A 14,696-nucleotide genomic window follows, 5' to 3' on the forward strand; every position below is an offset into this window, starting at 1 on the left:
TTCCTCGTTCCCACGGTTCCTCGTTCCCACGGTCTCCGTGGGAATGCATACAGGCCCCTCCGCAAGTGAAACAATCAGCATGAAACTCCTACAAACCCGGGCAATGATCGGGTTTTCCTCATGCGGCCAGCTCCGTATGCATTCCCACGCAGAGCGTGGGAATGAGACCCACAAAAAAAACGCTCCAGCATAAAAAGCGAGAGCGTTAATTAATAAAACTTTGGTATCTTTGTGGTTCAACCCAAATCAAGCATTCGGATCAATGATCACATGAGCCCCTTTGTCAGAAGCTATTTTACGACAAGCCTTATAATCACGGTCACTGGTGATATAAAAGGTGGGAGTCACATTTACCGATAGATTGGGAGACATATTTCCCTGTGCAGAGGAACGAGACTCACTATTCTGACGAACAGCTGAGGCACTTCCCATAGAGTAACAAACCATACCCTGCTTCTGTTGATCTACACCTTCGTCAGCAGCCTGAACAGCACCCGCCAACAACATTCCCGCTACGGCAACAGCAATTATTTTCATTATTTCAGTCCTTTACATGGGCTTTAAGGAACTGTTGTTATCGGCCTCTTCTGCAATCATTTAGCAGGCTATTGATCATCCCCGGAAATGCATCGGAGAAACCAATGACAACACCTGATTTACAGTATATTTCGCTTTCCGCATTTCACTGTTCTACACCGATACTCTGTATCATTGAGCGCTTCAATGGTCTTGGTTCCTTCCCTTCATACCAAGATACGCGGGCGCTCCCGGGCAGTATTTGACCCACAGCAACATATACGCCTGCATTTCAATCATTTACACGAACCAATAAAAATCATTAATTACTTTTTAGAATTAAAATACCGACACTTACAATATTCTTACCCTTGAGCTGAGGCTTATCCATTCCAAATCAATGGGTTAAACAGGTATGATGTTGAAAAGTCATCTTCTTTGATACATTGGACGTTACCCATGAAAAAGCTTATTGCTATCGCCGCTACCGCTCTCATACTCCCTTTAAGCAGTCAGGCAGCGTCGCTGGATCAAGAACAACAGCAGCAGGTTAAAGAGCTGGTCCGGGAAGCCTTGCTGGAGAATCCTGAGATTTTTATTGAAGTCGTGAATAAACTGAAAAAAAGAGAAGAGTTAGCCAGAGCACAGTCACTAAATTCCGTTCTGACCAGTAGTAAGGCCGAACTGTTTAACAACAGTGATGATCCATTTGCCGGCTCGGCGCAGCCTAAGCTCAGTATCGTTTACTTTGGTGATGTAAACTGTGGCTACTGTAAAAAACAGGATCCGATACTGGAGTCATTGGTAAAAGCCTATCCTGACATAAAAATCATCTACAAAGATCTTCCTGTCCTGGGACCAAGCTCAAGAGAGGCTGCAGCGCTCTCCCTGGCGGCCAGAGAAAAAAACAATGAGAGCTACCTTTCACTCCATAAGCAGTTCATATCCTATTCAGCCCGACATGACGATCAATCCATTGCCAATAGCGTACAAGCTCAGGGCCTGAACCTCGAAGCACTAAAGAAAGCAGTAGATGATGATATTAACCAGCAGTTAGACAGTAATATCATGCTGGCTCAGAAGCTGGGCATTACCGGAACACCGGCACTGGTTTTCCCCGATAAAGTGGTTGGAGGGTTTACCAACGAGGGTACTCTGAAAGCGATGATTGAGCAGCGCCTGAAAAGGAAATAATAAGTTTCGGGATTGCTGAAAATAAAAAAGCATAAGGCCCTGTCAGTAGAAGGGCCTTATTGCATTTAGCCTGAACTGATCAGAGCTCGGAAACGATACAAGCCTTACGATTTTTACCGGTACGCTCAAGATAGGCTGAGAAATCACCAGGAATGCGCCCCGTTGTTGCTCCTTCCCAGTCCACAGATGAACCATCGGTATGTTCATAACGGAACAGGTAACGCTGGCGTACTTTCCCTTTACGTACACCGGTGCTCTTGTCATCAACCAGACCTTTGATATCACCCAGCGAGAGCCCAAGCTCCTTCATCTGTTTGACAACTTCATCTAAAGCCTCTTGTTTGCGAGCCTGCTCTTCTTCAACCTCCATTTGAACCATGAGCTTCTCTTCATAAATGGCTTCAATCCGGCCAATGACACGCTGAAGATCTTCTGCGTGCATATCGTGAAATAGCTTGCGAACCTGAACTTTGGACTTCAGGACACTGAGTGCTTCATCAAAAATATTAATATTCATTGTTTAAACCAATCTAATCAATTAAAAGTTGAACTTAAAAATCAATAGAAAACTTAACATTGACGCATCTGTCTGTAAATAGAGGCAACCCCGCACATTCTTGATAAAAACGAATGAGCATCATATCTTACCATCTCTCATAAAATACTTTCTCTGGATATCATTTCATACAACTCCCATGTTACATCGCGACAAACTTCTTGATAAGTAGATGAATAGCGAGAGGTCTGATTCTCACCATATGAGCCTGAAAGTTCGCTAAAGATTAACAACTAATGCAGATTAAAAGCAGGAAAAGCTTCAGCATTCAGTTTAATTCATATTTTTAAATACGCCAAAAAAACCGTAATAAATACAACAACGGCGGATAGAAACACGTAGAACGCGTACAATATGCTCTCTAACGCCACACCATACAAATGAAAACGCTTAATATTCAGCCAAAATAAAGTAAGTAATAATTAGCCAGTTCAGCTCATAAAAACAGAACAACGCTCAATACTCAATTCAAATAACGAACAATAGGCACCAAATAAAATCAGACTTTAAAAGTAAAAGAACAAAACCTGAAAATCAAAAAATGATTAACAATTTAATATTCAAGCCTCCTGTAAAATTTAATAGCCATCAAAAAAATAAACACTACCAACCCACGTAATGTCAAAGCCCCAACTTAATATTGGGGCTTTGAATACCAAAAAATCAGGAAGCGACTTCCCGCTTTTTCATCTCTTCTGCACGAAGATCTTTACGAAGAATTTTACCAACCGGAGTCATTGGTAATACATCCCTGAACTCAACCTGCTTTGGCACTTTATACGCCGTAAGGTTGAGCCTGCAGTATTCATTAATCTCCTCAGACGTTAAACTCTTATCTCCGGGAATAATAAAGAGCTTAACCGCTTCACCGGTTTTCTCATCAGGAACACCAATTACAGCACAGTTCTGGACTTTTTCATGTTTGGAAACAATATCCTCAACTTCATTAGGATAAACATTGAAGCCTGAAACCAGCACCATATCCTTAACCCGGTCGACAATTTTCACGTAGCCCTCTTCATCGATAATGGCGACGTCGCCGGTTTTAAACCAGCCTTCTTTATCAATCGCTTCAGCCGTGGCTTCAGGGCGCTGCCAGTAACCTTTCATAACCTGAGGCCCTCTCACGCAGAGTTCACCCCGCTCACCAAGGGGTAATTCATTACCCTGATCATCAATGGTCTTCAGCGCCGTACCCGACATAGGCAAACCTACAGTACCCAGTTTGGAATAACTGCCTGCAGGGTTCAGGGATACCACTGGAGATGTCTCAGAGAGACCGTAACCCTCAGATATCGTACAGCCAGTCACGCCATTCCAGCGATGGGCAACGGCTGCCTGCAGAGCAGTGCCACCAGACATCGTCAGTTGCAGCTCAGAGAAATCCAGATCCTTGAACTCCGGATGATTCATCAGCCCAACAAACAGCGTGTTCAAGCCAATGAATATATTCATTTTGTGAGGCTTCAAGGCCTTAACAAACGTATCCATATCCCGGGGATTGGCAATCAGGACACTGTGCCCACCCAACTGAAAAATTGCCATCAGATGAACAGTAAACGCGTAGATATGGTAGAGCGGTAAGGGTGCTATGGCTGTATTACCTTCCGGCTTAGCCAGGGGCACGCCATTTTCATCCGTCTGTGACAGTACACTGGCCGTTTGTAAGACATTGCTCACCAGATTGCGCTGAGTCAGCATGGCACCTTTGGCAACCCCGGTAGTACCGCCTGTATATTGTAAAACCGCCACATCATCCGCTTGAGGAGCCAATGGTTTGCTGTACCTGGATTTTGCCCCAAGCTTCATAGCCTGATTAAAACTCAGTGCCTGAGGCAACTTATAGGAAGGAACCATTTTCCTGACGTGTTTTACTGCAAGATTGATCAGGGACCTTTTTGGCCAGGGAAGCAGATCAGCCAGCTCAGTGACGATCAGATGCTTAATGGGTGTGTCCCGGATAATGTTTTCAACCAGATGTCCTACCACATTCAGGCAGACCAGAGCCTTGGCCCCGGAGTCTGTAAACTGGTGTTTCATTTCCCTGGCGGTGTAAAGCGGGTTGGTGTTGACAATAATCAGACCCGCTTTAATCGCACCATAAACGACAACGGGATACTGAAGCAGATTAGGCAACTGAACAGCAATGCTATCACCCGGTTTTAGTGTCGTATGGTTTTGAAGATAAGCCGCAAACTCTGTGCTCAGTCGGTCTATTTCGTTAAAGGTAACCGTTCTGCCCATGCTTGTATAAGCAGGCCGGTCTCCATATTTATGGACTGCATGTTCAATGACTTTGCCCAGGTTTTTGAACTGATCAAGATCAATCTGGTCAGCAACACCTGGGGCACGTTTGCCATCCCAAAAACTGGCTTCCATGAACACCTCATATTTTTTTTGTTGTTGTCAATGTGTTGTCGTAAGTTGTGTTGTCCAAAGGCAATGAAGCAGTATTTTTTACCTGCCCTGCGTCTTAAAAAGATCCTTTCTGCTTCATTATTTTTCTGTGGATCATACTACCTAAACGTTCAAGCTTGAACAGAAAATGATATTTTATGCTTCTTTTTGTTCTAGTCAGCCGCAAACCCGCTCAGAAAACACACTGTTGTCACTCCACACTGATAATCGTGCAAGGTATTCAAAGACCCCACGGTCACATCGCAGGCGTCAGTTTATCGGCCCAAAGATGACTATAGTTCTCAGAAGAAGACAGTAAAACCAGCTTTTGCTTTCGGGTTAGCTTCTTAATAGCGGCCTCTCGCCGACTTGCTGATGAGCGGTCATGAGCATTTTCCAGGTAGACCAGTTGCTTTGGTTTTCGTCCCCTGAAAAACCGGGCTCCACCAGCCGCTCCACAATGCTGCTGCCACCGCCGGACAATATCAGTTGTAATGCCTGTATAGAGACTGTTATCACTGGCAAGAATGATGTAAACCGACCAATATCCAGCTGGCATGCCTTGCTCTTCCTGAACGAAGTAAGAGCTGCTTTATAACATTTTGGTTAGAGAAGGAAAAACAGATCGTTTTGATGGCCCGACTATTGATGACCCGATCAGGGTCAACCAATCGAAGGCAATAGTCCGCTGATCACCCCAAACTGAGCAACAATCACCAGAAGACCAATAATGGCAGCGACAGCCAGAGCGGGAATACCTCCGGCCACCTGATAGGGTTCCTCCATATGGAGCTTACGAACCTTCCAGACCAGTGCAACCGGAATGAATACCGCCAGAATCACCAGGGCGACGGCAGCGTAACCAAGGGCAGTAACAAAGCTACCCGGCATAAAAATGGCTACCAATAAAGGAATTAACAGTGTCAGAGTGATGGTTTCAATGCGGCCCCAAATACCATGGGACCGACCAAATACTTCCGCCAGGTAATCGAATAACCCAAGAGCGACACCAAGAAATGAAGTTCCCAGGGCAAAAGCCGCAAATGCACTGATCATATAATCAAAGCTGGCTGTTTTCGAGTGACTGGCTATAGCATCCATCAGCAACGTAACGCCATCCGGACTGTGGGCCATACCAATGACAGTTGAAGAAGAAACCACCCCAATAACCACAATCATCCAGATCACGTAGATACTGAAAGGGAGCAAACTGCCGCCAATCAGGGCATAACGAAACCGATGAGGTTTTCCCTGAACATATTGAACGACGGTAGGAACAGCGCAGTGATAGCCAAAAGATGTGTACATCACCGGTAATGCAGCCAGAAGAATACCGGGGGCTCTGTTTTCCAACGCAACATTGTTCAAGCTAACTTCTGGCAGTAACGACAATACGATATAAAGCAACAGAGCCAGCATCAGTGCAAACATGCCACGGTTCACCACATCCACTACCCGGGTTCCAGTGACAACCAGTATCGCCACCAGTAATACAACGACCGTTGCAGTTATCCGAAAAGGAAGGTGAACCCCCTCTTTTTCCAGCAGTCTGCCCAACACAGTGGCTCCGCCAGATATATAAGCAGCACAAAGCGAATAATAGAGAAAGAGCATGGCCACGACGGCGATACCCTGGCCAATTGGCCCCATCAACCGCCCCATGACACCATGAAGATTGTCTGCTTCCGGACAGGCCCGGCAGGCTTCCGCAATCAGAAGGCCACCGTAGGTAGATAGCCCCCACATCAGAAGCATCAAAAATACGCCCCAGCCAAGACCCGTCAGTGCTGCCACCAGGGGCAATGCCAACATGCCCGCGCCAATCGAAGTTCCGGCTATCAGAAGGCTACTACCCAACGTCTGACTTTTCATATTCGGTCCACCGGATAGATAAAATAAAAGCCACTAACAGCGGCTTTTGAAAGTAGAAAGCTTATTTAAGATAGGTCGACAAGATGAATCTATAAATAACCTATCTGCACTAATAATGGACCGAATTAGAATTTTTTCTACTTAGCAGGGCATTTTTTCAGCAATCAGAAGGGCTCTACTTTATTATCAACCACAACATTTTTTATATTTTTTTCCACTGCCACAAAGACATGGGTCATTGCGTCCAGGCACTTTATCCAGAACCGTGGTTTTTGGTGTTTCTCTGAGTAGCTGCAGAGCTGATGTATCTTCCGGGGCTTCCTCATTAACTTCAATGTGGCAGAACCAGCCGTTATCCATAAACTCTTTTTCCAGCTCAGCCTTACGCTCTTCAGTCTGCACGGCGAGCTCTGCAGGATTCTTCTCAGTTCCAAGACGAGCCTGTTTCTTGCCATCAAACACGCGGAAGCCCTGCTTATCGTCGATCTGAAGATTCGTCTGGGTATAGAATTTGCCCATTGGGTCACCTGCTAAATTGGGAAAATGTTAGCCTCTCTGACTGAGAGGAAGATACGAAAAGCAAAACCGGAGCAGTTTACTGGAAGTCCCTGTTTTTAGCCACCAGCCAATTATTGATGGTTATTATTCCCGGCCATAGCGACACCAGGCCAGATTCTTATAGTAAGACGCTTAGGGTAAGACGCTTAGGGTAAAGATTAAGGATTTACCGTTTTCAGGGGCGACAGGCGAAACCACAAAGGCACAAAGGCACAAAGAAGAGCAAAAGCAAAGGATTGATAAGGGCAAAAGACTGGTAAGAGCTTTGCTCTTACAAAAAACGCTTTTCCTTTGTGTCTTTGTGCCTTTGTGGTTCCAATAAAGACCCCGCAGCACGTAAACAGGGACGTCATCCAACTCTGAAGTCCCTGCCATTAGGAAGCTACCTTAATGTCTACCCTGAGAGATAAGACGAATACCGTCTTCATCAATACTGATCAGGTGCTCTTTATATAATCCGCCAATGGCCATTTTGAATACACGCTTACTAACAGAGAATTCTCTTTTCACGGTGTCGGGATCAGTACGATCATTAAACGGCAAAAACCCCTTCTCGACTCTCAGCCTCTCAAGGATAACAGCGCCAAGGCCTGTCATCTCCTGCTTATCAAACCCTGGTTTTTTCAGGCACACATCCAGCTTCTGATCTGGCCTGACCCTTTTAATGAAGCCATCAAACTTCATTCCCATTCGGATCGGTCTGTCGATATCCTGGTCAAAAAGTACTGCCAGATATTTATTGTCGACAATCACCGTATATCCAATATCTGTCCGGTCGCAGATCATGATTGGAACAGCCTGACTATTGCTGTAGCCGTGGGGTTCAGTGCTGAAAAACTTGCTGATTTTCGAAGAAGCAACAATGCGATAGCTTTGCTGCTCCTGATAGATATAAACCACATAGAACTCACCGGCCGTCATCCGCTCTTTCTGTTCACTGAAAGGAACCAGCAATTCCTTTGGCATATTCCAGTCAAGAAATGCCCCGATACGATTAGCGTCAGAGACTTTCAGGCAGGCAAAATCGCCAACCTGAGCCTTGGGACGGAGCGTTGTGGCAATAGGGACCTCATCAGAATCCAGATAAACAAACACTTCCAGCTCGTCACCTACCTGACACTCTTCTGGCATAAAACGTTTTGGCAGCAGAATATCATCCAGCATGCCGCCATCAAGAAATGCACCAAAATCAAGAAGGTTGACCACCTTCAGATGATTCACTCGACCAATTTTAACCATGGATCTATCCGACAAAAAAAGCAGGCGGGGAGTATAACACCCTGACTGTACGGATAATGACTACTCTTTTTGCCCTACCTTTTGCCATGCTTTTTTCCAGACAAGAGTGCGATTATTAGCGGGCATCTCATGGTCAGCGATCAGAACCAGGCCATGCTCGCTGGCCAGACTATTGATCGTCTCGAAATTACGAATCCCCATATGGGGAGCCCTTTGCTTGAGATGCCGATCAAACAGGGCATTGCTTTCACTGGTATATTGCCCCTGATAATTAAAAGGGCCATAAAGGCAAAAAAAACCACCACTGGGTAGATGACGACCAATCCCCTGAAACATGGCCTTCACTTCTGGCCAGGCCATGATGTGGGAAGTGTTCGCGGAAAACACGCCATCAAAGCCTTCAACAGGCCATCCTGCCAGTGAAACATCCAGTTCAACGGGGAGTTGGATATTCTCCAGCCCGGCTCCTGATAGCCAGCTGATAATCCCCGGGTGGTTACCTTTCAGGTCAGAGGTTTGCCACCGGAGCCACGGCATTACACTGGAAAAGAAAACAGCATGCTGACCAGTCCCACTGCCAATTTCCAGAATATGTGAGCAAGCATGAAAGTATTGAGTTATCACATCAAGAATGGCTGTTTTGTTATTCTCACAAGCCTGTGAAAAAGGTTTCTGCATCATTAAGCGTATGTCTCTGTCTGCATTGATCGAAATTAAGGCGCAAACTCGCCCCCTTCAGTGGCAAGTAGTTCACGAACCGGGAGTCCTGCACCACACCAGATCAGAAAAAATGGCCCGTTGTCCATAAAAGCGCAAGCGTATCCGGCTTTTTCGGGCAACGGGCAACGGGCAATGGTTTTCAAAGCTTTGCAGGCACTGATTTAAGCTGAACAGAAGGCTTCATTACGGTAATAAACATAATCTGCCCATTCTGAACAACTTCAGCCAACATCTCATAGTTGTTGCCGGGCTTCACCAGTTCTGGCGCATAGTTGACCATATAGTCCACCACATCAACATGCCTGCCAACCTGAATGCGCTCAATACCTACAATACCTGCCGGATCATTAGGCATAGAGCTATCCTGCAAAACCACAATAATTTCAGAGCCCGGGGCAAAACTACCCTCGCTGGCAGCAATCTGCCCACTGACATTGGCTGACTCAGCAACATAAGTCAGTTTCTGACCACCGCTACGACCATTCAACACAAGGCCATTGTCTTTAATAGCGATGTTATCCAGCTTGGGAAATACCGCCAGATACTCAGCTTCCTTGGTCATAAACGGTGCAGGACAGGCCGCCCGGCTACCCCCCATTGGCGTAAAGTGAATCTTGTTATTTTCCACCTGATAACTGCCAAAATAACGATTGCACTGAGCCTGACCACCAATTCGACCATCTTGCGCTGTGGCAGGCCGAAGCGCCATGGTGACTCTCGGACCCGAGGCTGCCTGACCATTCATTGACATCAATATCCAGGTTTTATTCTCAATCAATTGCGGGTCAAGGCTGGTCAGCTTATTGGAGCTACAGCCAAACAGGGCAGCACCAGCAGCCAAAACGATACAAGAGTGAATCAACCTTTTCATGTCATACTCCAGCAACAGGAATAAAGGAAAACGTATAGAAGTAAAGTAGTCGACCATCCGCTATTACTGCCATTCTAATTAAGGATAATTTCGATGAACTCACTGGCAATATTCAGTATGATCGGGCGTTATGCGACCGAATGAACAATCCACCATGGCTTTAAAATCAGCGTTGAAATCACCTTTAGAATCATCAAGCGGAAACCAACTTATCAGTCGGAGCTATAGCCTGGCTGAAGAGATCGCTAACAGTATTACCCACGGACTGGGCGCCCTGCTGAGTGTTGCAGGTCTGACACTGCTGGTGACTTATGCGGCTCATCAGGCCGATGTCTGGCGCATAGTCAGCTTCAGTATCTATGGCGCCACTATGGTTCTACTGTTTATGGCCTCTACGCTCTATCACAGCTTTCAGCACCCAAAAACCAAGCGTATCTTCAAAATACTCGACCACTGCTCCATCTACCTGCTAATTGCCGGAACTTATACACCATTCCTTCTGGTCAGCATGAGAAGCGTAACTGGCTGGATCCTCTTTGCAGTGATCTGGACCCTGGCAGTACTGGGAGTCATCTTCAAAGTGGTATTTGGATCAAGATATAAAAAGCTTTCCGTAAGCACCTATGTCCTTATGGGATGGCTGGTTCTGGTCGCTTCCGGCGAACTGGCAGATAACCTGTCGACGGGTGGAATATATTGGCTGGTTGCCGGCGGATTACTGTATACCCTTGGGGTGATTTTTTACCTCTGGAAAAAGTTGCCCTTCAATCACGCAATCTGGCACCTGTTTGTATTAGGTGGCTCAGCCTGTCACTTTTTTTCTGTTTTGTTTTATGTTTTACCGCCTGCCTGAGTTCATTGAAGGGTTCGTTTAAATATTTTTACCAGGTTAACGAACCTTTTCAACTTCTGCTTGTCCAATACGTGTTCGACGGCGTCGTTAAGATACTCCCCATGGAACGCTATCATTTTCTTCAACGCAGCACTGCTCGCTCAACTGATCAAACCTCTCAGGAAGCAGGAAAAAGTGATGATTTAAAATCTCATCAAGAATGCACCCTCGAAGCAAGAAGGTTAAAAAAGCATAACCAGCCATCTCATTTAACTGCTAACGAGCATACCAGTCCATTGAATCAAGGTTACGATGAAGCACCACCTTTGACGTCGAGGCAACGTAGTCACTGTGATCAGGTAAATCCAGCCTCTCAGGAAGATTTTTCAGAAGCATCTCCAACTATACTCACTGAGAAAGTCTGTTTTGATAAGTACTATAAAGATGCTTCCACTACAGAATATGAAATGAAAAAAACGGAAAGAAAAGTTCTGGCTAGAAGTGCAAGACCTGAAACACGGCGCAACTTTGATGATTGTACTGAAAAAAAAGTAGCAATCCATGATTGGGTAAAGCAAGACGGTTTTCATGAGATGGTGGAAAATCTTGAATATCGTGTTTATACCGGAAATGTCGAGAAAAAGCTAAAAGCCCAATCTGATGCAGCAGAGGCACAGCAAAAAAATCAATCTTTCAAAAATTTTTCAAAACCAGGGCATAAGCACTACAACTCTCTATTTACAAACCTGGAAAACGAAAGCGGAACAGCCATGCTCTACAAGGCGTGCCCGGCAACCAATCCGGCATACTCGCTCCAACACAGCGCTGTCCAATTGAAATATACAACAGAAAGCCCCCAAACCGGAGTTGCCAGTAGTATAGGGCGTCGCCCTAATATGGAAGACAATCATATTGCCGAGGATTTTGATATTAAGATTGGCGATGTGGTACATCCTGTACAATTAAGTGGGGTATTTGATGGCCATGGTGGTTCAGAATTCTCAACATACGTGAAGGATAATATCGTTAACTGTCTGAAGTATTATCTTGAAACCTTTAACGGCAAAGGCCTGAGTGACGCTGGCATTATGACTGCCCTGAATATTGTTATGGTTGATCTTGATGGCAGGCTAAAAGTAAATACTCCAGGAAAAATCAAGATCAACGGAGCCCTTGATAAGGCTGGAAATCAGAAATTCCGTTATCCGGGTTCCGCTGCAAATGTGGCAATAATACTCAACAATAAACTATGGATTGCCAACGTCGGTGACTCCAGAGCACTGCTGGTAGATGATGATAATGAAGGAAGAACAATACAGCTCAGCAAAGATATCAAGCCTGCTGATGTTGGGAAGAAAGCTCAGGCAAGGGGGGGCTTTGCATTTGCATCAGGAGTTATGGGCCAGCTAGGCACGGGAACAGCCACCGGAAACCACCACTTAGCTTCTGTCAGCTCAAGACCAAAAGTAACCCGTTTCACAGCAGAAGAATTTAGTGGGAAAAAACTGGTTCAGGTCTGTGATGGCATCACAGATGTAGCCTCCTCCAATGAGATCGGCGAAGTTATCGCAGAGTATTTCAAAGAAGGTGACTCACCAGCCAAAGTAGCGGGAAAACTGGTAGCGCAGGCTTATGCTGCAAGGTCAGGAGACAACCTGACCTGTATGATTACCTCACTGCAGACTTTACCACTCGGATAGTTCCATCAGCTTGAAACATTGGCAAGACACTTTACTGGTGGCGCTCGACCACCAGTAAAGAATAAAACTTATTGGTTTCCGCTATTATCGCGACGTGGACGGCGATCACCACCACGAGCACCCTCACCACGAGCTCCTTCACGACGGCCACCACCCTCGCGACGACCACCCTGAGGAGGATGGCCACCCTCACGACGACCACTACTACGCTCAGCAGTGCCATCATCAACCCACAATTTAAGCTCCATAGGCTTGTTGCGGATTCTGGCATCCTTGAGCGCAGTCAGTACGGATGGGTCCATAGCTTCTGGCAGATAGACAGAAGAACAACGATCGAACAGGCGGATATGACCAATGCTCTGCCCGGAGATTTTGCCTTCATTGGCAATGGCGCCCACCAGATCACCAGGGTTGATGCCCTGATCACGACCCAGTTCTACCCGATAACGAACCATACCCTCGTTACTGCGCTCACGGCTACGATCACCGCCACGCTCACCACCACGCTCACGACGCTCGCCTCTTTCACCACCACGTTCGCGACGGTCACCACGATCACGACTGTCGCTACGCTCACGACCTTCACGACGAGGCTGCTCTGGCTCTTTGCCATCCGGGAAAGGGCGCTCTTTCTGTGCCATGAAACACAGTGCAGCCGCCATATCTTCGTAACTCAGGGCATTTTCCTGCTCAAGCTCGGATATCAGCTCACGGAAAATATCCAGCTCTTCGCCCATCTCCAGTACCTTGCCCACTTCTTCCTTAAACTGGCGGATACGAATATCCCGCACATCGCTCATGGAAGGCAGACGCATGGTCTCAATACGCTGTCGTGTAGCCGTTTCAATGGAACGAAGCATTCTGCGCTCTCTATGAGTAGCAAACAGAATGGCAGTACCTTCACGACCAGCCCGGCCCGTACGACCAATTCGGTGAACATACGCCTCAGTATCGTAAGGGATATCGTAGTTCACAACATGGCTGATACGCTCAACATCCAGACCCCGGGCAGCTACATCAGTGGCTATCAGAATATCCAGGGATCCCTTCTTGAGACGATCCACCGCCTTCTCACGCAGAGACTGTGTCATATCGCCATTCAGGGCAGAAGCGGCAAAACCACGGGCTTCCAGTTTTTCTGCCAGCTCGACCGTTGACGTTTTGGTACGCACGAAAATAATCATGGCATCAAACGGTTCCACTTCCAGAATACGCGTCAGTGCATCCAGTTTGTGGAAGCCACTGACCATACATACTTTCTGGGCAGTGGTAGCAACCGTTGCGGTTTTGGCCTTAATTTCAACCGTTGCAGGATTTTTCAGATGGGTATCTGCAATCTTGCGAATCTGGTACGGCATGGTTGCCGAGAACAGGGCCATCTGGCGATCAGCAGGCGTCTGTTCCAAAATCCATTCGATATCGTCCACAAAGCCCATACGAAGCATTTCATCCGCTTCATCAAGAACGACAGTTTTCAAGCCATCCAGCTTGAGGCTTGCACGACGCAGGTGATCCATTACACGACCCGGTGTACCTACAATCACATGGGCTCCACGCTGCAGGCTGCGCAATTGTCCACGCATATCCTGACCACCGTATACCGGCAGGACATGGAAATCTTTCATATGACGGGCATAACGCTGGAATGCTTCAGCAACCTGAATGGCCAGCTCACGGGTTGGCGTTAATACCAGAACCTGAGGATCACGCTGCTTCAGGTCAATGCGAGACAGCAGTGGTAATGCAAATGCAGCGGTTTTACCCGTTCCGGTCTGAGCCAGTCCAAGCAGGTCACGACCTTCAAGGAGATGAGGAATACTTTGCGCCTGAATCGGGGACGGGCTCTCGTAGCCAACATCCTGCACAGCCTTGATAACCGCCTCCGACAGAGGAAGATCAGTAAAAGTCATCGCGTTGCTGGTATCAGTCAATTTGATACTCCATAAAATAAAAATGCCGCCTTCATGGCTATTTGCTGTATTCACGCTTAGATTGCGCGGCATTTTAATCATCAGAAAAAGCGACACATAGCACTATCTGCCCTGAATGTGGCAGACCGAAATATTAAGACTGTGCAAAGTGCCGGAATAATGCGGAAACAGTGCAGGTCATGGACTTTCTGGTGCTATAACCCGAAACCGATGAATAACATCATCATGACCGGATCGCCTGTGAGGTCCACGACTGCGTTTGAAGAGGCTTGATAACAAGCTTGGCCTGCATTGGCTGAGGATAAGTAAG

General features: G+C 46.6%; 13 protein-coding genes. 3 read left to right on the plus strand and 10 right to left on the minus strand.

Translation table 11 applies throughout. The features are described 5' to 3' along the window. Positions 1-246 precede the first annotated feature (246 nt). Positions 247-537 (minus strand): hypothetical protein, encoded by a 291-nt coding sequence (locus RM811_RS16435; protein ID WP_402526454.1) that lies wholly within the window; start codon positions 535-537, stop codon positions 247-249. 438 nt (positions 538-975) lie between these two features. On the opposite strand from RM811_RS16435, the gene RM811_RS16440 reads away from it, so the two are divergent. Beyond that, positions 976-1,710, plus strand: a complete 735-nt coding sequence (locus RM811_RS16440) for a DsbA family protein (RefSeq protein WP_402526457.1) — start codon at positions 976-978, stop codon at positions 1,708-1,710. A 79-nt stretch (positions 1,711-1,789) separates the two neighbouring features. Here RM811_RS16440 and RM811_RS16445 read toward each other — a convergent pair whose 3' ends face one another. From RM811_RS16445 to RM811_RS16480, 8 genes are all read right to left on the minus strand, one after another. Beyond that, positions 1,790-2,227 carry a hypothetical protein gene (locus RM811_RS16445; RefSeq protein WP_402526460.1) on the minus strand — a complete coding sequence of 146 codons (438 nt, stop codon included), beginning with the start codon at positions 2,225-2,227 and terminating at the stop codon, positions 1,790-1,792. Positions 2,228-2,929: 702 nt separating this feature from the next. Beyond that, positions 2,930-4,645, minus strand: a complete 1,716-nt coding sequence (locus RM811_RS16450) for an AMP-binding protein (RefSeq protein ID WP_402526462.1) — start codon at positions 4,643-4,645, stop codon at positions 2,930-2,932. 274 nt (positions 4,646-4,919) lie between these two features. After that, positions 4,920-5,222, minus strand: a complete 303-nt coding sequence (locus RM811_RS16455; RefSeq protein WP_402526465.1) for a GIY-YIG nuclease family protein — start codon at positions 5,220-5,222, stop codon at positions 4,920-4,922. A gap of 104 nt (positions 5,223-5,326) precedes the next feature. Beyond that, entirely contained in the window at positions 5,327-6,535 is a 1,209-nt protein-coding gene (locus tag RM811_RS16460; protein WP_402526467.1) for an aromatic amino acid transport family protein, read from the minus strand. A 186-nt stretch (positions 6,536-6,721) separates the two neighbouring features. Beyond that, entirely contained in the window at positions 6,722-7,054 is a 333-nt protein-coding gene (locus RM811_RS16465) for a PBPRA1643 family SWIM/SEC-C metal-binding motif protein (protein WP_402526469.1), read from the minus strand. A 426-nt stretch (positions 7,055-7,480) separates the two neighbouring features. After that, entirely contained in the window at positions 7,481-8,332 is an 852-nt protein-coding gene (locus tag RM811_RS16470; protein ID WP_402526471.1) for a S1 RNA-binding domain-containing protein, read from the minus strand. Positions 8,333-8,392: 60 nt separating this feature from the next. Then, on the minus strand, positions 8,393-9,013 hold the full coding sequence (locus RM811_RS16475; protein ID WP_402526473.1) for a DUF938 domain-containing protein: 621 nt from the start codon (positions 9,011-9,013) through the stop codon (positions 8,393-8,395). A gap of 178 nt (positions 9,014-9,191) precedes the next feature. Beyond that, positions 9,192-9,923, minus strand: coding sequence for an META domain-containing protein (locus RM811_RS16480; protein WP_402526475.1), 732 nt, complete (start codon positions 9,921-9,923; stop codon positions 9,192-9,194). Positions 9,924-10,077: 154 nt separating this feature from the next. On the opposite strand from RM811_RS16480, the gene trhA reads away from it, so the two are divergent. Both trhA and RM811_RS16490 read left to right on the plus strand, forming a co-directional pair. Then, positions 10,078-10,776, plus strand: coding sequence for a PAQR family membrane homeostasis protein TrhA (gene trhA / locus RM811_RS16485; RefSeq protein WP_402526477.1), 699 nt, complete (start codon positions 10,078-10,080; stop codon positions 10,774-10,776). A gap of 101 nt (positions 10,777-10,877) precedes the next feature. Then, complete coding sequence (locus tag RM811_RS16490; RefSeq protein WP_402526480.1) at positions 10,878-12,455, plus strand: PP2C family serine/threonine-protein phosphatase; 1,578 nt, start codon at positions 10,878-10,880, stop codon at positions 12,453-12,455. A 68-nt stretch (positions 12,456-12,523) separates the two neighbouring features. On the opposite strand, the gene RM811_RS16495 is transcribed toward RM811_RS16490, so the two are convergent. Further along, positions 12,524-14,365 (minus strand): DEAD/DEAH box helicase, encoded by a 1,842-nt coding sequence (locus RM811_RS16495; protein WP_402526525.1) that lies wholly within the window; start codon positions 14,363-14,365, stop codon positions 12,524-12,526. Positions 14,366-14,696 lie beyond the last annotated feature (331 nt).

Origin of the sequence: Endozoicomonas sp. (assembly GCF_031844845.1) — a bacterium.
Classification (GTDB): domain Bacteria; phylum Pseudomonadota; class Gammaproteobacteria; order Pseudomonadales; family Endozoicomonadaceae; genus Endozoicomonas.

Excerpts from the sequence above, each read along its gene's own strand:
- RM811_RS16435 (WP_402526454.1), bottom strand. The coding sequence starts at position 537 with ATGAAAATAATTGCTGTTGCCGTAGCGGGAATGTTGTTGGCGGGTGCT.
- RM811_RS16440 (WP_402526457.1), top strand. The coding sequence starts at position 976 with ATGAAAAAGCTTATTGCTATCGCCGCTACCGCTCTCATACTCCCTTTA.
- RM811_RS16445 (WP_402526460.1), bottom strand. The coding sequence starts at position 2,227 with ATGAATATTAATATTTTTGATGAAGCACTCAGTGTCCTGAAGTCCAAA.
- RM811_RS16450 (WP_402526462.1), bottom strand. The coding sequence starts at position 4,645 with ATGGAAGCCAGTTTTTGGGATGGCAAACGTGCCCCAGGTGTTGCTGAC.
- RM811_RS16455 (WP_402526465.1), bottom strand. The coding sequence starts at position 5,222 with ATGCCAGCTGGATATTGGTCGGTTTACATCATTCTTGCCAGTGATAAC.
- RM811_RS16460 (WP_402526467.1), bottom strand. The coding sequence starts at position 6,535 with ATGAAAAGTCAGACGTTGGGTAGTAGCCTTCTGATAGCCGGAACTTCG.
- RM811_RS16465 (WP_402526469.1), bottom strand. The coding sequence starts at position 7,054 with ATGGGCAAATTCTATACCCAGACGAATCTTCAGATCGACGATAAGCAG.
- RM811_RS16470 (WP_402526471.1), bottom strand. The coding sequence starts at position 8,332 with ATGGTTAAAATTGGTCGAGTGAATCATCTGAAGGTGGTCAACCTTCTT.
- RM811_RS16475 (WP_402526473.1), bottom strand. The coding sequence starts at position 9,013 with ATGATGCAGAAACCTTTTTCACAGGCTTGTGAGAATAACAAAACAGCC.
- RM811_RS16480 (WP_402526475.1), bottom strand. The coding sequence starts at position 9,923 with ATGAAAAGGTTGATTCACTCTTGTATCGTTTTGGCTGCTGGTGCTGCC.
- trhA (WP_402526477.1), top strand. The coding sequence starts at position 10,078 with ATGGCTTTAAAATCAGCGTTGAAATCACCTTTAGAATCATCAAGCGGA.
- RM811_RS16490 (WP_402526480.1), top strand. The coding sequence starts at position 10,878 with ATGGAACGCTATCATTTTCTTCAACGCAGCACTGCTCGCTCAACTGAT.
- RM811_RS16495 (WP_402526525.1), bottom strand. The coding sequence starts at position 14,365 with ATGACTTTTACTGATCTTCCTCTGTCGGAGGCGGTTATCAAGGCTGTG.